General features: G+C 43.5%; 21 protein-coding genes and 1 tRNA gene. 11 read left to right on the top strand and 11 right to left on the bottom strand.

From position 1 onward, the window contains the following. Positions 1 to 94 precede the first annotated feature (94 nt). Positions 95 to 186 (top strand) — tRNA-Ser (locus tag C8R11_RS07760). 388 nt (positions 187 to 574) lie between these two features. Here C8R11_RS07760 and gshB read toward each other — a convergent pair. Then, positions 575 to 1546 carry a glutathione synthase gene (gshB, locus tag C8R11_RS07755; RefSeq protein WP_107795212.1) on the bottom strand — a complete coding sequence of 324 codons (972 nt, stop codon included), beginning with the start codon at positions 1544 to 1546 and terminating at the stop codon, positions 575 to 577. Positions 1547 to 1576: 30 nt separating this feature from the next. Then, positions 1577 to 2851, bottom strand: coding sequence for a glutamate--cysteine ligase (gene gshA, locus C8R11_RS07750; protein ID WP_107795211.1), 1275 nt, complete (start codon positions 2849 to 2851; stop codon positions 1577 to 1579). Positions 2852 to 3177: 326 nt separating this feature from the next. Between gshA and C8R11_RS07745 the strand changes: the two genes are divergently transcribed. The 3 genes from C8R11_RS07745 (at position 3178) to C8R11_RS07735 (ending at position 7293) form a co-directional block, all read left to right on the top strand. Further along, positions 3178 to 5160, top strand: coding sequence for a monovalent cation:proton antiporter family protein (locus tag C8R11_RS07745; RefSeq protein WP_107795210.1), 1983 nt, complete (start codon positions 3178 to 3180; stop codon positions 5158 to 5160). A gap of 363 nt (positions 5161 to 5523) precedes the next feature. Beyond that, on the top strand, positions 5524 to 6627 hold the full coding sequence (gene nirK, locus C8R11_RS07740) for a copper-containing nitrite reductase (RefSeq protein ID WP_090701904.1): 1104 nt from the start codon (positions 5524 to 5526) through the stop codon (positions 6625 to 6627). A 138-nt stretch (positions 6628 to 6765) separates the two neighbouring features. Beyond that, positions 6766 to 7293, top strand: a complete 528-nt coding sequence (locus C8R11_RS07735) for an adenine phosphoribosyltransferase (protein ID WP_107795209.1) — start codon at positions 6766 to 6768, stop codon at positions 7291 to 7293. Positions 7294 to 7310: 17 nt separating this feature from the next. Here C8R11_RS07735 and mpl read toward each other — a convergent pair whose 3' ends face one another. The 3 genes from mpl to C8R11_RS07720 are packed head-to-tail and all read right to left on the bottom strand — an operon-like array spanning position 7311 to position 12305. Further along, on the bottom strand, positions 7311 to 8696 hold the full coding sequence (gene mpl, locus C8R11_RS07730; RefSeq protein ID WP_107795208.1) for a UDP-N-acetylmuramate:L-alanyl-gamma-D-glutamyl-meso-diaminopimelate ligase: 1386 nt from the start codon (positions 8694 to 8696) through the stop codon (positions 7311 to 7313). A gap of 17 nt (positions 8697 to 8713) precedes the next feature. Then, complete coding sequence (locus C8R11_RS07725; RefSeq protein WP_107795207.1) at positions 8714 to 10765, bottom strand: glycosyltransferase; 2052 nt, start codon at positions 10763 to 10765, stop codon at positions 8714 to 8716. Positions 10766 to 10805: 40 nt separating this feature from the next. Further along, on the bottom strand, positions 10806 to 12305 hold the full coding sequence (locus C8R11_RS07720) for a glycosyltransferase (RefSeq protein ID WP_107795206.1): 1500 nt from the start codon (positions 12303 to 12305) through the stop codon (positions 10806 to 10808). Between the two features lie 367 nt (positions 12306 to 12672). Between C8R11_RS07720 and C8R11_RS07715 the strand changes: the two genes are divergently transcribed. Further along, positions 12673 to 13821 carry a ligand-gated ion channel gene (locus tag C8R11_RS07715; protein ID WP_181258198.1) on the top strand — a complete coding sequence of 383 codons (1149 nt, stop codon included), beginning with the start codon at positions 12673 to 12675 and terminating at the stop codon, positions 13819 to 13821. Between the two features lie 203 nt (positions 13822 to 14024). Here the strand turns inward: C8R11_RS07715 and C8R11_RS07710 are convergent, their stop codons facing one another. From C8R11_RS07710 to C8R11_RS07700, 3 genes are all read right to left on the bottom strand, one after another. Beyond that, the gene (locus C8R11_RS07710; protein WP_219908560.1) at positions 14025 to 15059 is read right to left on the bottom strand and encodes an eCIS core domain-containing protein; all 1035 of its coding nucleotides are present in this window, start codon (positions 15057 to 15059) and stop codon (positions 14025 to 14027) included. A 166-nt stretch (positions 15060 to 15225) separates the two neighbouring features. Next, positions 15226 to 15903 (bottom strand): tetratricopeptide repeat protein, encoded by a 678-nt coding sequence (locus tag C8R11_RS07705; RefSeq protein WP_107795299.1) that lies wholly within the window; start codon positions 15901 to 15903, stop codon positions 15226 to 15228. 249 nt (positions 15904 to 16152) lie between these two features. Beyond that, positions 16153 to 16932 carry an ankyrin repeat domain-containing protein gene (locus C8R11_RS07700; protein ID WP_244907599.1) on the bottom strand — a complete coding sequence of 260 codons (780 nt, stop codon included), beginning with the start codon at positions 16930 to 16932 and terminating at the stop codon, positions 16153 to 16155. 313 nt (positions 16933 to 17245) lie between these two features. Between C8R11_RS07700 and C8R11_RS07695 the strand changes: the two genes are divergently transcribed. The 6 genes from C8R11_RS07695 (at position 17246) to C8R11_RS16140 (ending at position 23023) form a co-directional block, all read left to right on the top strand. Then, positions 17246 to 18421 (top strand): FAD-dependent monooxygenase, encoded by a 1176-nt coding sequence (locus tag C8R11_RS07695; protein ID WP_107795205.1) that lies wholly within the window; start codon positions 17246 to 17248, stop codon positions 18419 to 18421. A 223-nt stretch (positions 18422 to 18644) separates the two neighbouring features. Continuing rightward, a complete protein-coding gene (gene dusB, locus C8R11_RS07690; protein ID WP_107795204.1) occupies positions 18645 to 19661 on the top strand; it encodes a tRNA dihydrouridine synthase DusB in 1017 nt (338 codons plus the stop codon). Next, on the top strand, positions 19658 to 19900 hold the full coding sequence (locus C8R11_RS07685) for a helix-turn-helix domain-containing protein (protein WP_090701863.1): 243 nt from the start codon (positions 19658 to 19660) through the stop codon (positions 19898 to 19900). The genes dusB and C8R11_RS07685 overlap by 4 nt, the downstream gene beginning before the upstream one ends. A gap of 8 nt (positions 19901 to 19908) precedes the next feature. Continuing rightward, positions 19909 to 21468, top strand: coding sequence for a bifunctional phosphoribosylaminoimidazolecarboxamide formyltransferase/IMP cyclohydrolase (gene purH / locus C8R11_RS07680; RefSeq protein ID WP_107795203.1), 1560 nt, complete (start codon positions 19909 to 19911; stop codon positions 21466 to 21468). Positions 21469 to 21492: 24 nt separating this feature from the next. After that, on the top strand, positions 21493 to 22800 hold the full coding sequence (gene purD, locus C8R11_RS07675; RefSeq protein WP_107795202.1) for a phosphoribosylamine--glycine ligase: 1308 nt from the start codon (positions 21493 to 21495) through the stop codon (positions 22798 to 22800). A 58-nt stretch (positions 22801 to 22858) separates the two neighbouring features. Continuing rightward, positions 22859 to 23023, top strand: coding sequence for a hypothetical protein (locus tag C8R11_RS16140; protein ID WP_181258197.1), 165 nt, complete (start codon positions 22859 to 22861; stop codon positions 23021 to 23023). 129 nt (positions 23024 to 23152) lie between these two features. Here the strand turns inward: C8R11_RS16140 and C8R11_RS07670 are convergent, their stop codons facing one another. The 3 genes from C8R11_RS07670 to C8R11_RS07660 form a co-directional block, all read right to left on the bottom strand. Beyond that, the gene (locus tag C8R11_RS07670) at positions 23153 to 25099 is read right to left on the bottom strand and encodes an Lnb N-terminal periplasmic domain-containing protein (protein WP_107795201.1); all 1947 of its coding nucleotides are present in this window, start codon (positions 25097 to 25099) and stop codon (positions 23153 to 23155) included. 130 nt (positions 25100 to 25229) lie between these two features. Next, positions 25230 to 25742, bottom strand: a complete 513-nt coding sequence (locus tag C8R11_RS07665; RefSeq protein ID WP_107795200.1) for a DUF3015 domain-containing protein — start codon at positions 25740 to 25742, stop codon at positions 25230 to 25232. Positions 25743 to 26014: 272 nt separating this feature from the next. Next, on the bottom strand, positions 26015 to 26866 hold the full coding sequence (locus C8R11_RS07660) for an alpha/beta hydrolase (protein ID WP_107795199.1): 852 nt from the start codon (positions 26864 to 26866) through the stop codon (positions 26015 to 26017). Positions 26867 to 26909: the final 43 nt, after the last annotated feature.

Raw genomic sequence — 26909 nt, 5'->3', positions numbered from 1 at the left:
ATGTTGCTCTAAATCAAGTTCTGGTTTATCCTGTTTCCCCCATCAAAGTCGGCATAATACAATTTATACAAGCCGCCTGTAACAGATTTTCAATGGAGAAGTGACCGAGTGGCTGAAGGTGCACGCCTGGAAAGCGTGTGTACGGTTTATACCGTACCGCGGGTTCGAATCCCGCCTTCTCCGCCATTAACTTGTTAGTTATCAACTAGTTTTTTTTAATGTCGCCCAGATGTTGCCCAAACATTTCGGTTGCCTTTGTTGACTATCAGCGTTGAAGATTTGCCAGTTTTTTCAAAAAACAGCGTGTATATTTACCAGATGAATTTTATATCTTATTGCTTTATATGGCCTAGCGACTGGAAAATATTGGAAGCTGATTTACACCCTTGGTAATGACACTAATGCACATTAAACTCTACTTTTAACTGCGGGCAATAATGGGGAGATTGCCATGTTATCTAATTGGTGCTCCAGCGGCGGCGGTATTTTTATAGCGTTGGGCCTTATATTCGAAGACATTTTTTGGCTTGGCATTTTGAGAAGGAGAAAATAAACAATTTGATCAAATTGCAATTTAAGAACTACTGGCGAGTACTTTTCCAATCCCTTCCTCAATCGCTTCAACCATCATCCCCGCAACATTAAACCCTGTCTGGTTAACAATCTCCTGCATGCCAGTTGGGCTGGTAACGTTGATTTCGGTGAGATAGTCACCGATGACGTCAAGACCAACGAGCATTAAGCCCTGCCTGACCAATTCCGGTCCGAGGGTTGCGACGATTTGTTGATCATGCGCAGATAAGGGCTGGGCAACACCGATGCCACCGGTATTAAGATTGCCTCGCGTTTCGCCTGGTTTGGGAATACGCGCCAGTGCATAAGGTACGGGTTTACCTGCAATCAACAGAATGCGTTTATCGCCCTGGGCAATTTCAGGGATATATCGTTGGACCATAATGGTGCGCGTGCCATAGTGTGTCATGGTTTCAAGGATGACGTTGACATTATGATCTGTTTCGTGCACTCGAAAAATACTCGCCCCCCCCATGCTGTCGAGAGGCTTTAGGATGATGTCTTTGTGTTCTTGCAAAAACGCAATAATTAGGGATTCCTGTCGAGTGACCAATGTCGGGGGAATGAATTGTGGAAATTTTGTAATGGCCAGTTTTTCATTAAAATCACGGATACTGCGCGGACTGTTGATAATATGCGCCCCCTGCTTTTCCGCCAGTTCCAGCAAATAAGTGCTATACACATACTCCATATTAAATGGCGGGTCTTTACGCATCAAAACCGCATCAAACGCATGTAGCGGTATGGCAGTTTTTTCACCGGTCTGATACCAGGATTCCCCCTGCACAACTTTTTCTGCAATACGCAAAGTACGTGCAAAGCTGACGACACCATCGCCCTGCCAGATAATATCTTCCTGATGAATAATAAAAACCTGGTGTTTACGTGCGACAGCCTCGCGCATCATGGCATAACTGGAATCCTTATGCGTTTTGATGGTTACGAGCTGATCGAGTATAAAAGCCAGTTTCATGGCAAAGTCAATGTCAAATCCAGCACAGAATCAATGAATTGTTTGTTGCAGTTCCAATGCAGCTGCCAGCAGGGCCAACCTTGCGACCACGCCATAAGCATAATAGCGATTGGGCATCAGACCTTGTTGTTTTGCGTTGTTGGGCAGCAAACAATCCGGTTCGAATGATAGCGGCACAAAATGCATACCGGGCGCATTCAAATTTTCGTCGATGCCTCGACTGGTATGTACACGGTAGAATCCGCCGACGACAAAATGATCAATCATGTAAATAACCGGTTCGGCAACTGCCTGATTGATATTTTCAAATGTGTAGACGCCTTCTTGCACCAGCACATTAGTGACAGACATGCCTTCTTTGACAACCGCCATTTTGTTGCGCTGTTTTCGATTCAACTGATACACCTCAGCACCGTCCTTGACAGTCATAATACCCATGCCATAAGTGCCGGAATCGGCCTTTACAATCACAAAGGGATCTTCCTTGACGCTATATTCCCGGTATTTTTCTCGAATGACACCCAGAATTTTATTTGTCGAATTGGCAACGCAATCTTCACCTTTCTTCTCACGGAAATTGATTTTTCCACAAGAAGCAAAATATGGATTGATCAGCCAGGGATCAATGTCGATCAAACGGGCGAATTCATCAGCTATAGTATTGTATGCCTTAAAATGCTCCGATTTACGGCGTGTTGCCCAACCAGCATGTAGTGGCGGCAGGATTGTCTGATCCAGATTTTGCAGAATTTCCGGAATACCGTTCGACAGGTCGTTGTTCAATAACACAGCGCAAGGATCGAAATTCTCCACACTGAGTTTATTATTTTTCCGAATAATGGGCTCCAGTGTTATTGACTGACCGTCAGGCAAATTAAAAATTGTTGCGGTTTTGATTTCCGGCAACAAAGTACCAATACGCACATACAATCCCGCATGCTGCATAATGGTCCGTATGGACGCAATATTTTGCAAATAAAACGTATTACGCGTGTGATTTTCCGGAATCAGCAGTACGCTGTGCGCATCAGGGCAGATTTTTTCAACGGCGGTCATGACTGCCTGTACACAGAGCGCAATAAATTCCGGATTTAGGTTGTTAAAACCACCAGGAAAAAGATTGGTATCAACAGGTGCGAGTTTAAATCCACTGTTACGCAAATCGACCGAACAATAAAAGGGAACGCTATATTCGCGCCACTTGCTACGCAACCAATGCTCAATCAACGGTTTTGTATTGTATATACGGTTTTCCAGATCAAGGATTGGTCCGTGCAGGGCAGTCGATAAATGGGGTACGGGCATTACTCAGTGCTTTTTGGAAATTTAATGAGAGTGTCCTGAAAACGTCAGGTACAGTAGTACTGTAGTATACATCAAGCATTGAAAGTTGTATTCCAAGACTTTGGGGCTAACCAGAGGCTAACTTGCTTATGGTGGCAGCACCTTTGTGCGTTTCATACTTGATTCATTGGTCGATAACGAATATTTTAAACAACATGCGTGGAAGTATAAGCCCCCGGCTCATCCGTATAAAAACCGATCATGGATAAATAAATAATAATGCTGATCATTGTGTCCCCAATTTCCGCAAAAGTTTTTCCCAGAAAGTTTTATACCATATTAAATATATGACAAATCCTCTGCAGCCCATTCTTATTTTGCTGGCGATTGCTGTAATCGCGGTCGTTATTTTTCGCTTGCTGCGCTTACCACCTATGCTGGGTTATCTGCTTGCAGGCGTCATTATTGGCCCGCACGCTTTAGGATGGGTACCAGAAACAGAGGAAACACGTCATCTCGCCGAATTCGGCGTGGTTTTTTTAATGTTTAGTATCGGCCTTGAATTCAGCCTGTCAAAACTGGTCACCATGAAACGCATTGTATTTGGTTTCGGCACATCACAAGTCGTGATCAGTATCTTGCTCGTCATGGCGATAACCTGGTTTCTGGATATGGATTGGCGTATCGGGCTTGCCTTGGGGGGGGCGCTGGCGATGTCATCAACGGCTATTGTCATTAAAATGCTGTCCGAACGCCTTGAGCTCAATACGCCGTATGGCCGACAAGTAATCGGTGTTTTATTGTTTCAAGATCTGGCCGTCATTCCCTTATTAATCATTATGCCTGCACTCGCAAGGACAGTCGATAGCGAAACGGTTGATTACGGTCCAATGTTTGCAATCGCGGCTTTGAAAGCAATAGCACTACTCGCCCTGATTTTGTCTTTTGGACAACGGCTCATGCGCTCCTGGTTCCATGTAGTGGCACGCCAAAAATCATCTGAATTGTTTGTATTGAACGTATTGTTTATCACTCTCGGACTTGCATGGCTGACTGAATTGGCAGGTCTATCACTGGCACTGGGTGCTTTTCTGGCGGGCATGTTGATTTCTGAAACGGAGTATCGCTATCAGGTCGAAGATGACATTAAACCTTTTCGCGACATTCTCTTGGGATTGTTTTTTATTACCATCGGCATGTTACTGGATATTCAGGTGGTAATTGAAAATTTCCTGTGGGTGGCAATCATATTGATAGCGCTGATTTTTGTGAAAATAGTGCTGGTTACCGGACTGTCCCGCCTGTTTGGCGCCGAACCCAACGTTGCAGTCAGAACAGGCATGAATCTGGCGCAAGGCGGTGAATTTGGTTTTGTATTACTGGCGCAGGCAGGTGGCAGCGGCTTGATTGAAAACGCCATTTTACAGCCCATTCTCGCTGCCGTGGTATTGTCCATGTTTCTGGCACCCTTTATCATTGAATACAGTGAACGGATGACACAGCAGCTTTATACTTCAGAATGGATGCAGCGTGCCATGCAAATCACTTCCATTGCTGCGCAAACTATTGCAGAACAAAATCATGTCATTATCTGTGGCTATGGGCGAAGCGGTCAGAATCTTTCGCGTATTCTGGAGCAAGAATCCATACCTTTTATTGCACTGGATCTTGACCCACAGCGTATTCATGAAGCCAAAATCGCCGGTGAATCAGTCATGTATGGTGATGCGGCCCGGAAAGAAGTGCTGATTGCTGCCGGAATGCTCCGCGCAAAGGTACTAGTCGTCAGTTATTCGGATACTGTGTCTGCACTCAAAATTCTCAACCATGTTCGTACACTGCGGCCTGAATTGACAGTCGTTGTGCGCACACGAGATGACTCGGACATTGATTTGATAAAAGAAGCCGGCGCAACCGAAGTCGTGGCAGAAGTTATGGAAGGCAGTTTAATGCTGGCTTCACATGCATTGATGTTCATGAATATCTCAACAGGGCGTATTTTAAGGCGTATTCGACAAACACGCGAACAACGATACAGACTTTTCCGTGGATTTTATTTTGGTGTTACAGATGAAAACGAGGAAGGTAACGAAAGATTATTACCCCGTCTGCTGACAATCACTATCATACCCGGCGCGGCATCTGTCAATAAAACCCTTGGCCAAATCAATCTGGCAGAATTATCCGTAGAAGTTACTGCGGTCCGCAGGCGAAATATCCGGGGCTCATTACCTTCAGAAGAAACCCGTCTGGAAGCTGGCGATGTAGTTGTACTCAGAGGTACTCAGGAAAACCTGGCCGCGGCTGAAATCCGATTGATGCAGGGATGATGCTACTGGGAAATTTTCGAACGTTTTCGACATGAACATTGTCCAATTTTTCAACCATCGCTTCTTCACAGCAAAAAAATCTTAGATACTGCAGTGAATAAATTTCAAGTGATGTTTTTCAAGAGACCATGATGTCAACATGCCTATTATTAAGGCTTTTTTCGGTTTTATTAACCGTTCAGACATGGACAGTTTCGCAGCTAAAGTGTATAGTCTGCGTTCCGCCCTTTACTCTTTTGAAAAAGGGAAGGTGTCACATTGTAGCAAGCACATTGATATTCAATTTTAATAAATAGCTACAGTGAATGATAAGAAGGCGTAATTAATTATTAAGCGCAAAATTTATCTTTTATGGAGGAAGATATGATTAAAGCTGTTCAGGCAGTTGTTGGACTGGGACTGTTATGTTTTGCTGCTACACAAGCTGCTGTAGCTGCAACAGACATCTCAAAATTACCGCGTGTTAAACAAGAGTTGGTGGCTCCACCAGCAGTTCCTAAACACGACCAGGTTGCTAAAGGTGGCCCTAAAGTTGTTCAAGTACGCATGGAAACGGTTGAAAAACTCGTTGAAGTTGCACCGGGTGCAAAAGTCTGGGCGCTGACTTTTAACGGTTCCGTTCCAGGTCCGTTGATTGTGGTGCATGAAGGTGACTACGTTGAACTGACACTTTCCAACCCTAAAGAAAGCACACTGGCACATAATGTCGATTTCCATGCTGCGACTGGCGCATTAGGTGGTGCGGGTTTGACACTGGTTCAACCCGGCGAAGAAGTTGTTTTACGCTGGAAAGCTGTAAAACCGGGCGTATTCGTTTATCACTGCGCGCCTGGTGGCACAATGATTCCTTTCCACGTCATTTCAGGCATGAACGGCGCTATCATGGTTCTGCCACGTGACGGCCTGAAAGATGCAGCAGGCAAGCCATATCAATATGACCGTGCTTTCTACATCGGTGAGCAGGATTTCTATCTGCCGCAAGATGAAAAAGGCAACTTTAAAGAATACGCTTCACCTGCAGCTGGCATGCACGAAATGCTTGAGTTGTCTAAAGGTCTAGTTCCAACACATGTTGTATTCAACGGCGCTGTTGGTGCTATCACTGGTGACAATGCACTTTCAGCCAAAGTTGGTGAAAAAGTATTGTTTATTCATTCCCAAGCTAACCGTGATTCACGTCCGCATTTGATTGGTGGTCATGCTGATTTGTATTGGGTAGGTGGTTCATTCAGCGATACACCGCTGACAAGTCAGGAAACATGGTGGATACCGGGCGGTACAGCAGTCGCTGCAGCTTATGAATTCCACCAACCCGGACTGTACGTATATCTCAGCCACAACCTGATTGAAGCTGTGTTGTTGGGTGCTGCATTGCATATGAATGTTGAAGGTGAATGGAACGATGATCTGATGAAGCAGATTAAAGCGCCTGATAGCTTCGATGCTAAAGCAGCTATGGATCACTAAACACTTAAAAATATACTGCTAGTATATAGAAGTGGTTTAATCAGAAGACGGCTCCAACCAATTGGTTGGAGCCGTTTTTTATTTGAATTATGCCAGTTCTTTAATTTTTTTTAACAGTCCAGTCCAACTACTTTATTTATGCCGATTAAGTCCCTTATTCGCACAATTCCGCATTATCCACATAAAGGGATCATGTTTCGTGACATTACTACGCTGTTAAAAGATCCGATTGGTTTACGTACAACCATTCAGGAAATTACCAAGCGTTATCAAACCTATTCGATTGACAAGGTTATCGGTATTGAGTCGCGCGGTTTTATCATTGGCGCACCTGTGGCCTATCAGCTCGAAACAGGTTTTGTACCCATACGTAAACCCAATAAATTACCTGCCCAGACGATTGGCCGCGATTATCAGCTTGAATACGGCAATGACCGCATTGAGATTCATGCCGACGCGGTACAGCCTGGAGACCGTGTATTACTTGTTGATGATCTTATTGCAACCGGTGGCACAGCAGAAGCCGCTGTCAGGTTAATTCGGGAAATGGGGGGTGAAGTCGTCGAATGCTGTTTTGTCATTGATTTACCGGACGTAGGCGGTCGAACACGCCTGGAAAAAATGAATTGCAAGGTATTTTCACTCTGTAAATTCGAAGGTGATTAATTCCGTATTGTCTTGATTCATAGTTTATTACTTATAGCAGCCATCAGCTTTTCATGAATACCGCCAAACCCGCCATTACTCATAATTAAAATATGGTCGCCTGGAACGACAATGTCCGAAATGGTATTAATTAATTGTGACAGGTCGTGAAAGCATTTTGCTTTTTCGCCAAGTTCGTCAAAAGCATTTTCAACCCAGTCAGTTTCTGTGCTATAGCAAAAAACACGATCGGCAGCATTAAGGCTATCTGCCAATTTCTCCTTCCAGACGCCCATTTTCATAGTATTGGAACGCGGTTCCAATACTGCAATAATCCGTTTTCCGTTGCCGATATAACCACGCAAGCCGTCAATGGTTGTTTGAATCGCAGTTGGATGATGTGCGAAGTCATCATAAACAGTAATTTCATTAATTACACCTCGTTTTTCCATGCGTCGCTTAACATTCTTAAAACGTGCCAACGCTTCCAGCCCTATATTAACAGGAACGCCAGCATGCCGCGCTGCTGCCAGTGCAGCCAGTGCATTCATGCGATTATGTTCGCCCAATAATTGCCAATGCAAATAGCCTTGTGACTGACCCGTAAAAAATACTTCAACAGCATTTTGCTTCAACTGAGCAGTATGCCAGCCTTCTCTAATCCCAAACCGCTCTACAGGCGTCCAACAACCTTTTGCCAGCACATGCGTCAGGTTTTGATCATTGCCATTGCTAATAATCAATCCTTTGTTCGGAACAATCCTGACAAAATGATTAAATTGTCGCTCAATTGCCGCTAGATTTTCAAAAATATCCGCGTGATCGAATTCAAGATTATTTAAAACCACAGTTTTTGGACGATAATGAACGAACTTTGAACGCTTATCAAAAAATGCTGTATCGTATTCATCCGCCTCAATGACAAAAAATGGCGATACTTCACATGCATGCGGCGGCAAACTCCGCATGACATGGCCGATACGCGCCGAAGTGCCAAAATTCTCCGGTATACCGCCAATCAGAAACCCCGGATGCAGTCCTGCATATTCCAGAATCCACGCCAGCATGGAACTTGTGGTTGTTTTGCCATGCGTGCCCGCAACAGCCAGTACCCACCGATTATTTAATATATTTTCCGACAGCCATTGCGGTCCGGAAACATAGGGTAAATTCTGATTCAGAATTTCTTCCATCAACGGGTTGCCGCGTGTTACCACATTACCAATCACAAAAACATCAGGCTTGAGATTGATTTGGTCGGCTGAAAACCCTGAAGTCAGTTCAATACCGAGGGTTTCCAATTGCGTACTCATGGGTGGATATACATTTTGATCGCAACCGGTTACTTTAAAACCGGATTCCTGCGCGATGGCGGCAATACCACCCATAAAAGTGCCACAAATGCCGAGAATATGAATGTGCATAGTCAGGTAGAGATAAGTTATTTACTAACAATATTATCGCAACAGTTACTTTGTTTTCGATTGTTGTAATAAATTGCATATAATTTTTCTGTTACATCACGCTGTAACAAACGATTGGTCCGAAAAATAATTACAAGTTTTATTATTAAAATAATACGTTTAATGAAACCCTGCCGCCATTGGCGCGCGGAATTATGAACACCACCGTTCAGCAGTACGACACGCCCGGTTCGCATCATGCGTAAACTGACTTCTATATCTTCCATCAGTGGGTATCCGGGAAACCCTCCCACTTTTCCGATGGCCGAGACACGAAAAAACTGGCCCTGGTCACCAAAACTGGCACCTCCCAGGATTGCACGTGCATCATTGAGCATTTCTATAACAAACAGCTGCATACTGGAAGTGTTGAATCGTTGTCCGACAGCGCCTCCGACAACATCAGGATTTTTTTCCAATACACTCATGATACGTTGACTGACATCATTATCGCATATGCAATCCGCATGAATCACCAATACCACCTCTGAACGGGCAGCCTCAACAGCCGCTTTGATTTGAGTGCCACGCCCCGGTTCACTGTGCACAACACAAACCCCCATTTCCTTTGCAATCGCGACAGTTTTATCAGTAGAGCCGCCATCACAGACGAAAATTTCATCAGCCGGCCGTTGCATTGACTGAACCGCCTCTAAACATGCTTTTATCTGTCCGCCTTCATTCAGAGTAGGGATGATAATTGCCAATGTTTCCGGTTTAGTCCAGTTTAATTCCGGTCGCAGATTTCGCAGTAAAACCATTCGTAATTCATAAGTCAGCACCAGTAAAAATGGCAGCCAAATCGACCACATGGCCCAGACCGGCAGTGACCAGTCACTTCCCTGCTCTACGCTGAATGTGGATGTAAAATAGGCGCCGCTGGTAAAGCTTAGTACTAACCAGGACAAACCGGGGTAGAGTACAACAAACGGAATGATCCACAGAATATACCAGTAGTGCACTACTGGTGAAAATAACACCAGCGCGGCAATAAGTAGATATGCCGCTTTAACAGGTATGCTGACCGCCCGGATAATCCAAAATGCTGTCAGACTAAATAACCCAGACACCATCGCTGTTGACCATGCGACATGAGCATTCAATAAATAATTAATCGGGCCATGTATCGGCCCATTAAATGCATTCATGCCGCCAAAATCCCAGAGCCCCTGGAACATACCTGGTAAGGTTTCAACAAAATATAACGAAGGCACCGCCAACGTAATGAGCAACAACCAGCCATAACGCCACTGGCAGCGCCAAAGATAAAGCGGCACCAGAACAACAGCAATAATTTTTATTTGAATGGATACCCCCAACCAGAACCATGCCCAGGCATACGCCCTTTTTTCAATGCACAGTACTGACAATAGCATCGTAAAGATCAACAGCACATCAAAATGCGCTTCACCGGCGATAGCAAACAATGTCAAGGGATTTAATGCATATAACAACACATTGCGCGGCCCCAACCCATGTGCTTTGAGCAAACAGATCAAAATTCCGACGATGCACAAATCTACGAAAGTAAACAATACTTTAAAGGCCCAAGGTGAATAAGAAACGCTGCTGACAGCAGCAAAAATCAGTTCGGCCAGTGGTGGATACGCAGTCAGTTTGTCCTTGTGATTCATGCCATTCCAATATGCGTCTCGATACTTGGCATAATGTTCATGATCACCCGGATATCGGTACGGACTCTCACCCGCAGAGACGAGTTTGCCCTCCCAAAGATAGCGGTTAACATCATCCGATACCGGCAAACCCATCATCATAATACGGGCAAAAAGAGAAACCAGCAGAATTAATCCGATTTTACGTGATGTACTTAATCCGTCCGGAAAACTTAACCAGGCACCGATGAACCCAAAGAACACCGTACCATATGAAACCAGCATGATGATAGCTTTACAAGTAGCAGCCCAAGGCGTCCAGTGCAGTACACCGGCAATAAATATTAAAAACAGTGAAAATAAGAAAAATAACAAACGGACGCGATGCCTACAGGCAGATGTCGGGGTAATTACCATGACTCAGGCACCTGTACTATGCAGTCGCTATGCAATGAAATCACCGAGAATCGTTCTCGTACGTTTCCTTAAGCGATCGGATACCAACCAATAAAAAACCGCAGGCATAAATTAGCAAGAACGGTCCCACAATATAATGCCTGGCTTCAATATAATAAATAAGGCTCACTATACAATAGAGTCCTAGTACAATTTCGAACAGCGGCAATATCGACGCATTGACGCGATATCTCCTAAGCTCTTGATTTGCGGTAACCCTATTATCACTGCCGCCACTTTTCGGTGTGCGCACAAAACCGCTTTTTATTTTAAACAAAGCTTCGAAAACCGCTCGCGTATTCGAGAGCGCGATGCCCACACCCACACACATCAGCACCGGCAGAAAAAGTAGTTTCTTAACACCGGCTTTAGTTACTATCTGGCTTGTTAAATACAACGAACTTGGACCACAGATTGCCACTAAAATACAAAACATACAGACAACCATGATTTGCCACGGCACATTCACGTCCAACGTCAATAACACGGGCAAAGTCAGCATCGACAACAGTGCCATTACTGGATGAATACTGTAATGCGTCAAATGCAAAAAAGCCTGGACTTTAGCCATCAAAACAGATTGCGAACGCCAGACCTGAGGAAAGAGCTTCATGGCTGTTTGGATAGAACCCTTTGCCCAACGGAATTGCTGGCTTTTAAACGCGGTATATGACTGCGGCAACTCTGCAGGCACGACAACATCCGCGAGAAAACCGGCATGCCAACCAGCCAATTGGCAACGGTATGATAAATCCATGTCTTCTGTCAGCGTATCAGCCTGCCAGCCACCTGCATCTTCAATCGCTGTTTTGCGCCAGACACCGGCTGTACCATTAAAATTCATGAAAAAACCATTATATGCACGCGCACTTTGTTCAATCATAAAATGTCCATCGATACCGATACTCTGCGCCTGGGTAAGCATAGAATGCGCTGTATTCAAGTGTCCCCAGCGCGCCTGCACAAAAGCCAGCTTATCTTCAGCAAGCAATGGGGGAATCATCTGTTTCAAATAATTCCGATTGGGAACAAAGTCGCTATCGAAAATGGCAATCAGTTCACCTTTACATACCTGCATGCCTTCAGCCAGTGCACCTGCCTTAAAACCCTGGCGGTTATTGCGTCGAAATACATCAATATCCTTACCTGATTGGCGTAACGATGCAACAACCGCATCGACAATTGCGCTGGTTTCATCTGTTGAATCATCGAGAATTTGAATTTCATGTTTCGATTGAGGATAATCTATCGCAGCTACCGCCTGAATAACACGCTCAGCCACGTTCGCCTCGTTATACAAAGGTATTTGTGTGGTTACATGCGGTAACATAGCTGCATCAGCAAAAATTGACTGCCCCGCATCAATGCGTTCACGCATCTGCACCGATGCCTGCCGATAAGTTTTCCAGAAACACCACACCATATAGTAGCAATTGACGCCATAAATAAATAACGCCAGGATACACACTATATAAGTACCTAATAAAATAGTCCCTGCCATTTAATCATCATTGTAAATAGCATGTGAAATGAATATACACACTGCATTAATCTATAAAAAACATTTTAACACCTTAGTCTGAGTAGATAACATCTTAAGAATTTCACATTTAAAACAAGCAGCTGAACTACTACTGACCAAAGTCGGAGGATTCAATTCTGGCTGAAGGCAACCATGCATGTGGCGAGCGTTCTTCGTACGCAGTGTGTTAAGTTGCCGCATAAATGCCGTGGTTTTTACCAATATCGATCTATGGTTGATTTAAGGACAAAACAACCAAAATCTGTTTTTTTGCCTAATGTTAAAATATGTACATAAATTGACGGATAGTCCTGATATAAAACGCCTATTTCTACAAATGGTATGTATGAAAGAAAAAAACTGGTGGCTTGTTTCTATTGGTATTTCAGCGGCACTGCTGATTATTCTGATCAGCTTATGGTTACAGATGAACAACTATTTTGTTGAACCGACAAAACTAATTAGTGAAGAAGGCACCAATATATATCTTCAGAAAAACTGGGAAAACAAACTCAAAGAATCCGGCTATACCGATCAACCCACAATTAAAGTTAAAACTGGTATATTCATACAATCACTGAAATTTTTCAATTCCACTGAAATTGATCTCTCCGGCTATATTTGGCAACGCTATCAGGATGGTATCCACGATACTATTAAACCGCCACTTTCAGAAGTCGGCTTTGTTTTACCAGAGCAGGTTAATACTGGAAATACAATTACTCCGCAAGAAGTATACCGGGAACATATTAACGGCGAAACAATTATCGGTTGGTATTTTGAAGCTACAATTCGTCAACCATTCGAATACAAGCTTTACCCTTTCGATCACAAAACCGTCCGGGTACGTATGTGGCATGATCTTTTTTCCAAGAACATTGTACTGGTACCAGATTTTGAGGCTTATACATCAACGCAATTAGATGAAATTTTCGGAATAGAAAAAGAAATAATATTGGGTACCTGGAACCGTGAAGACACATATTTCGACTATAAACCGTCCAGCTACGACACAAACTTCGGCATTTCCAATTATATCGGCCAGACTGATTTTCCGGAATTACATTACAATTTCGTTGTAAAACGTAAATTTGAAAATGCATTTATAGTTTATTTACTACCGGTACTGCTGGTTGCGACACTACTCTTTGCCGCCTTATTGACCGTAAGCAACAAACCAGACCTGGTCAGCAAACACGGCTTTAACACATCAGGCTTTATTGGCGCTTGCTCAGCATTGTTTTTTGTTGTCATGCTAGCGCATATTCAACTCAGAGAACAATTTCCTGGTTCTGGCATCATTTATATGGAATACTTCTATATCCTTATGTATGTCTACCTGGTGATTGCTGTAGTGAATACCTTTATATTTTCAATAGGTGCCGCCAGCTGGTTAACCATTATTCACTATCGCGACAATCTGATACCAAAAGTTGCCTATTGGCCCGTAACACTGATCACAATCATTCTAGTTACGCTGGTGGTAATGGAATAATTTCAATATGCATTATTGGCGCTAAAAATCGACATTGTGATAACAATGAATACCCTACTAAACCGCATACTCGGTCCCAGGGGCTAGGCACATAATGCGCCAAGTAAAAGCGGAGCTTGTAAGATAAGCATAATAAATGATCATTTTGAGCTTGTTTTTATGCCACAGTGACATATAGATAGTTTTTCAACATGCTGTTAGTATTAGAAGTGGCTGTTGATATAGTCTATACATTCTCTGAAACTTGCACTTAAATCTCCAGCAACATTCAATCCGTATCGTGCGATTTTTTCACCCAGCTCCTTTCTGATATCTTTCTTGTCTCTTCCATTGAAATCAACCCTTGAATTATTGTTATTTCCGAGTTTGATATGGCCGTAATGTATATGCCATTGCGCGCCGTTCCCTGCATCAAACTGCAGTTGGGCTACCATCAGAGGTGAAAGTTGAACGCTATCGCTTAGGGATTGTAGTTGTTGCATGCGTCTCACACCAATCGCGTCTGAACTGAATGACTTAGCAGTCTGCTGCGCAACCGCCTTAGCACCCATTAGATCTGCTTCATCTTCCAACTGCAAGTCATCATTGACCGGGATTCCCGCATTCATCTGCATTGTCGGCTGCACTCTGCCTTGTGCTTGCTGCACCACATGCCACGCCTCGTGCGGCAAATGTCTCTCCTGTCCAGATGCTACATGAATTTCGGTTCCCTGAGCATAAGCCAACGCATTGAGCTGAGCTGGTTTATTTGAATTGTAGTGAACTTTGACACTGTCCATGGAAATACCGGAAAGTGCTTCAATGCCGTTTTTTAGGTTGTCCGGCAAACCCGTTTTGTTAGGCTTGTCAGCAGGTGGTTCTTTTAACTGTGCCACATCTTGCGGTGAAAACCTGCCTTGCAAAAGTTCCTCTTCTTCCATGCGTTGCGCTGTCTCGAACCGACCCTGTAGCAATTCTTCTTCCGGTACTGCCTGCAACTGCGCTATCGGATCGCTTAAGACACCGTACAGCCTTCTTTGTGCGATCGAACGTGGGCTGAATTGAAATGATACAGCTGTTTTTCGCTGATCCACCATTTTTGAGCTGGCATTAATGTCCGCGATCATCTGGCGTTGTGCAATTGCTTCTACCCGATTATTGATAATGCCATGGGCCTGAACAGTATGTGTTGGAATTTTTGCATCAAGCCGAACAGGGCGCGGCTGGTGTTCTGATTCTACCGATAAGGACTTCCTCATAGTACCTTCCGATTTTGGTAAATTAAAATTAAAGCACCTGCAATTTATCAGTGTACCGTTTATAATTTTTCATGACAACATATCAAATTATCTATTGTTTTCAATAAATTTTTATGAATAGCGATGACACTGCAAACTGCAATTAATAAAGGCTTATGCAAACGGATCACTGCGACTGAGCCGCCCTGATTGCTTCAAGATTCACTTTAGCCTCTTCGTTACCCTGTGCAGCCGCTTTTTCAAACCATTCTATTGCTTTATCTTCATTCCGCACAACACCTTCACCCATGAAATAGAGTGCGCCCAAGTTATTTTGTGCATCCACATGACCTTGTTCAGCTGCTTTTTTAAAGAGTTCGACTGCTTGGTTCATATCCTGCGCAACACCTTCTCCATTTGCATACATTAATCCCAGATTAAATTGTGCATCAGCATAACCCTGCTCAGCAGAGCGATAAAACCAGCCCGCCGCCAATTCTGGATCGTTATCCAATAACTGACCAGTTACTGTTTTAGAAACAGCTTCGCCTGTGTAGTACATAACACCCAAACTATTTTGTGCTACAGGGTCACCCGCTCTGGCTTCTTCAAGCATTGACTGAAATTTTTCTCCGGGTGTTGGACCATCTTCAGTAGCGCCAGGTAAAATCTGCTCTCTGAGTTCAGCTTTTTCTTCCGGCGACAGCCCCTCACTCAGAAAAGACGGCAATTCGTCAATAGTTGTCACTTCGCTGAGTGTCTGAGACCTCACTTCGTTGTCTGATTTATCACTTGAAGTTTCCTCCCCGCAACCAGACAATGCAACTAATGGCGCTACGAGTAATAAAACAATCCATACTTTCATTTGATACATCCTTTATTCCTACAAAATTGACAATGTAACTCATTTATAAAATTTTCTTAATTCTATGAATAATCGCATAACATTGAAATTCAAAAAACTGCTTGAGCAAATTCATCTTATAAACTTGCTCAAGCACCTGTAATCACTACGATTATACGTAATTATCTTATGAAATTTCACCAAGTATGTGTTTACCAAGATGGTCATCAATCAAGGCATGCAAAAACAATATCACCATCAACTGTAATTTCATCGCGCACCGGCTTTTTTGAGCATTTCCACTGCTTCTGTATGACGATAAACATTAGCCAGTGTCAAGGCAGTCGCACCATTGCTTGCTTTTATATTGACATCCGCATTTGCTGCCAACAATACATAAATTACGCCAAGATGACCATGCTGTGCTGCCAGCATCAGTGCAGTCGCACCATTTTCTAATTGATGATTAACCTCAGCACCCGCTTCAATTAACGCATTTACAACCTGTTGATGCCCACCTCTTGCAGCAAGCATTAATGCCGTCATACCATCAATATTTCTTTTAACCCTCAAATCTGCATTGGCTTCCAATAATTGATCCACAACTTCCCTGCGGTTTCTTTTTGCTGCAAGAATCAGGGCAGTTTCTCCTGTTTCGGTAGCAATAGCGTTAATCTCTGCACCCAATGGCAACAATAGCTCAACCAAATAGCTGCGGCCATCCCGTGCAGCCTGGATTAGAGCCGTATAACCATTATCGCCTCGAAAATTAATATTGGCTCCACTGTTTATCAAGCGTTGTACTATCGGCTTACTGCCTTTTCTGACTCCTGCGAAAAACGCTGTATTGATGGTAGCTTCAGAAATTTCATTATCATCGTCGAGAATTTTTTTCAGTAAAGGAAAATTTCCTTTTTCGGCTGCAAGAATCAATTCTTCGTCAATTGATTCCGAAGCCTTTGCCCATGCATTAATAGTCCATAAAAACACGATCAGTATAAAGCCAAATCGCTTAATCGCTTGTAATTGTTGCACCTGTAATTTTGTCATTCACACGCTCCTTAATCCACTCAATACTTTATTTCATAAAATCAACAAGATAAATAACTCAACCTAAAACCCGGGCATATTTTTAATTACACCGGATTTTAATCATTGCGCTTAGTGCATTCCATCATTGCGGGAGCTATGCTAAGCTCAACGTTTTCAGTTTCAAAAAATATTGCTGGGCCGGATATTTCGCAGCATTACCGTATTATTCTGACTATCTTGTTTATATATGTCCAATCTGATGACCCTAAATTCAGGGTCACTCTTATATAAAACTAAACGCTAAACATAAAATTTTATCAAAAGAAAATTAATGAGTCTTGAAAATTACGATATTGCTATCATAGGTGGCGGTCCAGTTGGCATGGCATTGGCGCTTGCATTAAGCTGCAACAGTAATCTGTCTATCTTACTTTTGGAAGCGCGCGGTTTGCCGGAAAAGGTTGATGATGAACGTCCTTTAGCACTATCGCATGGGAGTCACCTGATTTTGCAGCGACTAGGCGCTTGGGAAAAACTGTCTCAATTTACACCAATCAATACCATTCATATCTCAAATAAAGGTTACTTCGGCCGAACTGTTTTAACAACCGAAGACGCTGGCGTACCAGCCTTGGGGTATGTCGTGAATTATCATGATTTATTTCGTGCGTTATATGAAACATCCTTGCAAAGTAACCTCCACTATCAAACAGGGGCCGCTGTGCAACGGTGTGCTACGGATGACCAACTTGGACATGTACAATATTCACACGCGGGGATAGAAAAAACCATTTCAGCTAAACTACTCGTTTTGGCAGATGGGGGTCAGCTTAGCAGTCAAATTAAAGACATTACCTATCAAACCACTGAATACGATCAGTGGGCAATTGTCGCCAATGTTCGAACTGAAGAACAACAAACGGGCGTCGCTTATGAACGGTTTACGTCAGATGGCCCTGTCGCGCTATTACCTTCAGGTGATTATTTTGCGTTGGTATGGACAGTATCTCCAGAAGCTGCAAAGGAGATTCTTGCAATGGATGAAAATCGCTTTCTTATCCGTTTACATGAACACTTTGGCAATCGCTTAGGACAATTTGTACATACCGGCAAACGCTCTGGTTTTCCGTTAGCACTTAAGTATGCGGTTCCCGCCACCTCACAGCGCACAGCACTCGTGGGCAATGCGGCCCAGACATTGCATCCGGTAGCAGGACAAGGATTTAACCTTGGACTCAGAGACGCCTATGAACTTGCTCAGGAAATACTGGATACTACTTCGAATAGCAAGGAAATAGGCACCCCGCCCATGTTGACAAGATACCGTCAACGTCGGCGTACAGACAGTCAGGGTGGTCGTATTTTCACCGATTCACTGATCAAGCTATTTTCAAATGACAATACACTGCTTAAGCACTGCTGTGGATTGGGCCTGACAATAATGGACAATTTTCCACCGATTAAGCGATTTGTTGCAAGACGAATGATTTTTGGGACAAGAGGTTAATTTACTTCAATTGTTTTAATTATCTCTCATGTATAGCTATCCAATTTTGTCATGGCTTCATAAAAAAACTGGTTTGCTTATGCACTAACTATAAAAATAGTATTTAAACAATGTTAAAAAAGCAATAGTGAAAACGATACAAACTTTTTACTATCCCAATAAAATCGGATTATTACCCATCTGATTTAATTTTTAATCAATTTTTTGATATTTCTCATACTGCATGCAGATAGGTTCCCATAAACTTAAAAACAAGCTCATTGTTGCACCCATGGCTGGTGTAACTGACCGCCCTTTTCGTCAACTATGCAAAAAAATGGGAGCCGGTATGGCTGTTTCTGAAATGGTATCCAGCAACTCGCTTTTATGGGGATCGAAGAAAACACAAAGGCGCGCGAACCATGACGGAGAGGTGTCACCTATCTCCGTACAAATTGCCGGTGCAGATCCCGACATGCTGGCTACCGCTGCGCGTTATAATGTTGATCAAGGTGCACAAATCATCGATATCAACATGGGCTGTCCCGCAAAAAAAATCTGCAATGTAATGGCGGGGTCCGCTTTATTAAAAGATGAAAAACTCGTCGAAAAAATCTTATATTCGGTTGTCAGTGCGGTTAATATCCCGGTGACCCTTAAAATAAGAACCGGATGGGACCAGCAAAATAAAAACGCACTGAGGATTGCCAAAATAGCTGAAAACACCGGTATTCAAGCCCTGGCGATACATGGACGCACACGCGCATGTGCATACCGCGGCAATGCCGAGTACAACACCATTGCGGCTGTCAAAGCTGCCGTCAGCATTCCAGTCATAGCTAATGGCGATATTTCAACACCTGAGAAAGCAAAACAGGTGTTGGAATATACACAGGCCGATGCCATCATGATTGGCCGTGCGGCTCAGGGGAGACCCTGGATATTCAGAGAAATTGATCACTATCTGAATACGGGTGAATACCTGCCGCCTCCTGAAGTATGCGAAACACATCGCGTGCTTATTAAGCATTTGTACGATCTGTATGATTTTTATGGCGAGTATGCAGGCGTACGTATCGCACGCAAACATATTGCCTGGTATACAAAAGGTTTGGTCGGCTCTGCCGGTTTCCGTCAACAAATGAATCAATTGCAAACAAGTGAGGAACAACTCACACAGACGGACATATTTTTTACACAATTAGCTGATTACAATACACATTTAACATATATTGAAGAAGAAAAGGCGGTTGTCGTATGAGCACAATCAATGAAAATGAAATTGCATGCTGTGTACGTAAGTCCATCGACAAGTACTTAATTGATTTGGACGGTGAAAGACCATCATGTATCCACGAAATGGTCATACGGAGCGTTGAAAAGCCACTGATCGAAGTTATTTTACATCATACACAGGGCAATCAAACGCAGGCAGCTGAACTACTTGGCATCAACCGCAACACATTACGTCATAAAATAAAGCAATATCAAATCAAATAAGGTACAGAATGTCTATCAAACAAGCACTAATCAGTGTGTCTGATAAAGCAGGCATCGTTGATCTGGCACGTTCACTTCACCACGCCGGTGTCAATATTATCTCCACCGGTGGAACAGCAAAATTATTACAAGCAGAAAATATTCCGGTAACAGAAATAAGTGACTACACCGGCTTCCCAGAAATGCTCGATGGACGCGTGAAAACGCTGCACCCGAAAGTACATGCCGGTATACTGGCAAGAGATGATTTGCCGGAACACAAATCCGCCATGAAGAAAGCAGGCATCACTGACATCGAACTGGTCGTCGTCAACTTGTATCCCTTTTCTCAGACCATAGCAAAAGATAACTGCACCCTGGCAAGCGCAATTGAAAATATTGATATCGGCGGCCCCACCATGGTACGCGCCGCCGCTAAAAACTACCGGAAAGTAACGGTTATCACAGATCCGTCGGACTATCCGGTATTATTGAATGAAATGGCATTGAATAACGGCACTGTCAGCACTGCCAATCGTTTCAGATTTGCACAAAAAGCTTTTTCACACACCGCAGCTTATGATAGCGTGATCAGTAATTACCTGACAGCGATTAATGATGATGAAAGCCGCAACGATTTTCCTACAACATTAAATCTTAACTTTACTATCGTGGAACCTTTACGTTATGGCGAGAATCCACACCAGAAAGCAGCATTTTACCGCGATTTGTTCGTTGTTCCTGGTGGACTTGCCAACTATCATCAGGTTCAGGGCAAAGCTTTATCATACAACAATATCGCTGATACTGATGCAGCTTGGGAATGCGTGAAATCTTTTGAAAATCCTGCCTGTGTAATTGTAAAACATGCCAACCCTTGTGGCGTGGCAGTTGCAGATGACATCCTGACCGCCTATCAACATGCTTTAGCAACAGACTCAATTTCTGCTTTTGGCGGTATTATTGCGTTTAACCGTTCGCTTGACGCAGAAACAGCCACCGCCATTCTAAAACAGTTTGTAGAAGTGATTATTGCGCCTGAAATTACCGATGAAGCTAAAATATTACTGGCACAAAAAAACAATATCCGTGTATTAACCTTACCGCTGAAACAAGCCAGCCACCAATACGACCTGAAGCGCATCGGCGGCGGTCTTCTGGTTCAAACACCTGACAGCCACTGCCTGTCACGAACAGACTTCAAAGTAGTCACCCAAAAGAAACCATCCAAGCAGCAAATGGACGATCTGCTTTTTGCATGGCGTGTTGCGAAATTCGTCAAATCCAACACAATTGTTTTTTGCCATAATAATCAAACGCTCGGTATCGGTGCGGGTCAAATGAGCCGCGTTGATAGTGCAAAGATTGCCACCATCAAGGCACAACAGGCCGGATTCGATTTGGCCGGTTCTGTCGTTGCTTCTGATGCATTTTTTCCATTCCGCGACGGTCTGGATGTTGTGATACAGGCTGGCGCAATGGCTGTAATCCAACCAGGTGGCAGTATCCGTGATGATGAAGTCATCGCAGCCGCTGACGAGCAGAGCGTAGCAATGGTTTTCACAGGAGCACGGCATTTCAGACACTAATCTATTCACACACTTATACCCGCAATGAAAATACTTGTCATTGGAGGCGGTGGCAGAGAACATGCACTGGCATGGAAACTCGTACAATCACCGCGCGTTTTAAAGGTTTTCGTGGCACCTGGGAATGCAGGTACCGCTCAGGAGCATGGCCTCGAAAATATCGCCATCACTGCAACTTCTGATTTGATCAGTTTTGCGCAGAAGGAAAATATAGCTTTTACCGTCGTTGGACCCGAAGCGCTACTAGCTGCCGGGATTGTCAACGCTTTTCAATCAGCTGGCTTGAAAATATTCGGCCCCAGCCAGAAAGCCGCACAGCTGGAAATCTCAAAAAGCTTCGCAAAAGACTTTATGCAACGCCATCATATTCCCACCGCCGATTATGCCGCCTTTACCGATGCACAGCAAGCGCATCAATATATTGATCAAAAAGGCGCACCGATTGTTATCAAAGCCAGCGGTCTCGCAGCAGGTAAAGGCGTTGTAGTCGCCTCTTCATTGGAAACGGCGCATGCCGCCATTGATCAGATCCTGATTGAAAAAAGTTTTGGCGCAGCAGGTTCTGAGGTCATCATAGAAGAATTCCTGCAAGGTACCGAAGTCAGTTTCATTGTGATGTCAGATGGCCAGCATGTTTTGCCACTCGCCACCAGTCAGGACCACAAACGTCTCAATGATGGCGATACCGGTCCCAATACTGGTGGAATGGGCGCTTACTCACCCACACCGTTCATTACTCCTAGCCTGCACGCGCAAATTATGCGCGAAGTCATAAATCCGACAATTCAGGCCATGGCGCGAGAAGGTACTCAATTTACCGGATTTCTTTATGCGGGCCTGATGATTACACCCGAAAAACAAGTTAAAGTACTTGAATTCAACTGCCGTATGGGCGACCCGGAAACACAGCCTATCCTGTTGCGCCTGAAAAGTGATTTATCGGAATTGATGGAACATGCACTCAATGGCACACTTGATCAAGTTGAAACAGAATGGGATAGACGCGTTGCATTAGGAATCGTCATGGCAGCTATCGGTTATCCTGAAAACCCGGTACAGGGGGCCACCATTAAGGGGCTTGCTGAATTACACTTAAAACAAAATGAAACCGATGATTTTCATATTTTCCATTCAGGCACAGCGCTGGGAGGAGAAAATGGACAGGAATTGGTTACCTCTGGCGGAAGAGTGCTTTGCGTAACGGCACTTGGCGACAACCTGAAAATTGCACAGCAATATGCATACGAACTAGCAAAGCAGATTCATTTCAAGGATTCTTATATGCGCCACGATATCGGTTATCACGGTATAGACTTCATCCACAAGCAATAAAACAGAAAAGCGATAAGCTATCGGCCTAACGGCGTTTATTTCCTGTCATAATATAAACATGAGAGGCAAAAGATGTTTTGGCGCATTTCGTTTGGTACATCTGGCGCTTAACCTGGATGTACTTGATGATACGCTTCGGCTAGGCACTGAGCATGACGCCAACTCAACATCCGAACGCACCTCTGCTTATCAGTTTCATTCACCGAACCTTTATCGACAGTAATATTCACCTCGTTTGGCAAACAGACCTGGTTGAAAGACTGGAAGACTAATTGTTTTCACCAGGATTTAAAATTGCCAATATAAAAGGCTGATGTATCGCTGGAACACCAGCGCTGTCAATCAATGTCTGCTAAAAGTAATAATTGACAGCAAAGATACCTTCATTGTTATGATCATAGCGATTGAACTCCAGTCGTATATCTAGATTTTGTGAGAATGCATACCGTGTGACAACATGTGAGGTGAAAAAGCGTTTATGTTCGCCCAGAATAAAAGCCTGATAGCTGGCTGCTAGCTTAATTCTCAGATGATTGTTGAAATCGTAATATGTACCCATTTCCACATCACCGCCTATGCGATAATCGCGCGCTAAGTGATCCGAAAATTCGGTTCTCAAGTCAAGAAATGAGAATAGCAATAGCGGAGAAAAAAAAGCAGGGCGATATGAAATGCCCCTGCCATAGCTGCCTTTAATGACGTTGCAATAATTGCAATTCCGGTCTCTGAGTGTATCAATATTCAAATCCATCCGCCAAGCAGGCTTAAATAAAAGTGAATCGTATGGGTTCAGTGCAGTAATCGATAGAAGTCTTGCCTGATCCAGCCTTACACGCCGTGATTCGAGAAAATACCGGAGTTTAAAATCCATAAAAATAATTTCCGAATCTTTGTCGTAACCTTCGTCTCTGGCCATTAAATCATGGTAAGCAGGCCGGTAGGCAAATTCCATAAAGGGCTCTTGATCATTATGGCCCATCCCGATACGCAAGCGATCGGCACCATGACCATGATCCGGCGGACTGGAAAAGTGTGTTACAGCTTTGGTTTTTTCCTCAGCTACTTGCAGACGACTTCTAGTCAATAAAACTGAATGTGGAATTTTTACCTCATGGTTATTTTTTTGCTGCATGCTTTGGTGCTGCAAATAATCCATATATGTATCCAGTAACAGCACTTGCGATTGTGTTGAAAGACGTGCAAACTCGTCAGATTCTAGTGAAATTTCTGCCTTTACAATACGTTGAAGAGTTTGTTCCTGCACATTCGTCATCGCATGCCGTTTCTGATTCATTTGACTCAGAATAGAAGGGCGGTATACGGCATTTCTAACCAGATTATCCTGCTCCAGGACAATTTTTACTGTATCTGCAGGAATAACACTAAAAAAGAACCGATCTTTTAATCGCAGTTCCGGTTTGGCAATCTCAAAGAGGGAAAGTACGTGATACGAACAGTTTTCCTGAAAATAATAATAATCAAAATAAGTGCCGCCTAATTCCCATAGATGCAAAAGCATGGTATTTAACTGGTCTTCGGTGAAATTTAGTTCATATTCCCAAAGATCACGACTTTCCAAATTATTATATTCCTGTACCTTTGTATAGTAGGGAAAGATAGCAAAACGTCCTTCGAATGCGCCTGTTAAGCCCCGCCAGGCATAGAGAAAAGGATTGTCAGTATCTGGAATAGCTGCATAGTTGGCGCCATAATTTGTTAATTTCCTCTCCCCTCCACGATCTCTGCTATCGATCCGCACTAGTGTATGTCCAAACATTGAGGCCGGGTTATTCAAATAGTAAGTAGCAAAAACCAATGTCACGCCAACCGGGTCCAGTTCGTTCACCCAGCGGTCAAGGCGATCGCATACCTGTATTCTCAATCGATTAGTGTCAAACTTAAGTTGTTGATCCAGCCACTTGAAGCGAGCAGGAAAATTGCACTGAGGATGCTCCTTGTTTTTTTTCAGCTGATCGGAGGGAAGAAAAAAGCTGGCCAGAGTGGCTGACAATTCGGATTCCGGATTAGTCTTTCCATCCGGGGCATTAAAAAAATCCATGCCATCTGCTTCACTGACCACAGCGCCAAAAAATCGTGGGTTGTATTTTAGTAACAGATGCCAGACACGCTGTTCACTGAGTTTTATTTTTCTGGCGTGCTGTTGCAGTTCAGCCAGATAATCATTGTTAGCGGTATCTTTAGAGAAAGCAACTTCGGGCAAAAGGGCAAACAAAACAACTGTTATTCCAGCAACAAGCAAACTGGATGGCACGAAAAAACCGGAGAATTGAGAATGCAATGATTTGACGAACCTAGTACTCTAACCACTTAGAAATGACGGGTACTGTGTTCACAGGATGTCGTCGTAAGGCACTGCTGCAGCCATGCTGCAACGCGATGACGGAGCATCCTGTGATCGCTCGGCGAGCTTACCTTTTTAACACAGATAATTGAATATTGCAGGATTTTGATAGTGCGCGATGTTGATTCAACTGATTTTCGAGCCGACTAAGCAGCTCAATGGGAGTCGTTTGCGCACCGGCCACTAAATCATTAAATTTATCCTGTGTCATGGCACCAAATTCCTGATAATTAGCGATTGGGCATTGATACATACTGGCTAATATGTTCAGATTCTCGCCTTTACCCTGTGCCATTTCTTTAACCAGGCTGGTATAATTCTCGGAAGCAAACACTTCTCTTTCCTTACTCAAATTGAGCAGACCGTGGTCACCACAATTTGACGTACCTGAAGTCATACCGAAAGTCTGCGAACCAGAAGTACCGTTAGTTGTTGCCGCAAAAATCTGTTTCGCTCCCCGGTCCGATCCAATCACCATAGAACCCAGTCCACACCCTGCTGTACCATATCCTGCGGCACCGGCGGACAGCGGAAGTAAAAATAGAAATACTGCAAATACAACCAAGCTATTACGTATCATAATACTCTCCTCATCAAGGATATTTCTGCTCCAAACCTAAATAACACTTGGCTGAAACGCACTCGGTTTGAAAGCAGCCAAATTTACATGAACTACAGGCAGATGATCTAAATAAAAATTTTTATTTGAACGTGTCAAATCTACGCAAAGTTCCTCGGAGTGTCAAAAAAAGTCAATGATGGATTTTAACAGATTGCTGTGAAACTATCGGCATTGCCGCGGCAACGCTATCAAACATACCGATATATTTCTCAAAATCGCACCTACAACTTTTAAAAGTTATCTAAACGCTCAATAAAAGTTAGAAATTTACTGCGGTATTTGAATTCATGTCCCCAAAACACATCTATATGCCCTCCTCCCGGAATTTTCCAAAGCGTTTTCGGTTCGACCAGCTTTTCAAAAATCATGTCACTAAACATGGGTTCTACAATCCTGTCTTTTTCTCCGTGTATAACCAGAACAAGCACAGGTGACAGTGATTCCAGGTTGTCAGGAGCCCAGCGATCGTTTAATAAAATATAGCTTAACGGCTGCATCGGCCAGGTCAACCAGTGACGGGATAACTTGACGCGCGCTATTTGCTGAAAAGAATCAAAAGTACTGTCTGCCACCACCAGTTTTAAGTTTATCTCGGTTTTTTTATCAATAGCTGTCCGTAATGCAATTATCCCGCCTACACTCTGGCCATAAATGATAATCGGACCATTATTGGCCCTATGCTTGTTAACCCAATCAACTGCAGCATAACCTGATTCGAGGCAACTCTTCGGGGTTGGCTTTCCCTCTGAGCGCCCGAAACCGGGGTAATCAAAAATAAAGAGGTTATAGTGTTCAGCACTTACCCATGCTAATTGCAGGAAATGAGAAGTCAAGTTTTCTGCATTACCATGAAAAAAAATAATGGTTGCCTTTGCTGGCGATTTTTTGGCAGGAAACCACCAACCATGGAGCTTTCTTTGAGCAACATCTGTAAAAAAAATATTTTCCGGTGAATAACCTGCTGCCTGGGGATCGTAAAAGCGGTGTTTGTCGTCAGGATAATAAAACAAACCTGAACAACCATAGAGTAATAACACGCAAGCAAGAAACAGAAAAGAAAATCGATTGATCACTTTGCGCATTTTCAACTTTTTATTTGGTTGGATACTTACCGTCTGCTATATT

It is taken from the genome of Nitrosomonas aestuarii, assembly GCF_003046585.1.
GTDB classification, from domain to species: Bacteria; Pseudomonadota; Gammaproteobacteria; order Burkholderiales; family Nitrosomonadaceae; genus Nitrosomonas; species Nitrosomonas aestuarii.
The sequence above is the reverse complement of the archived record's forward strand: the minus strand, read 5'-3'. Positions and strand labels throughout refer to the sequence as shown.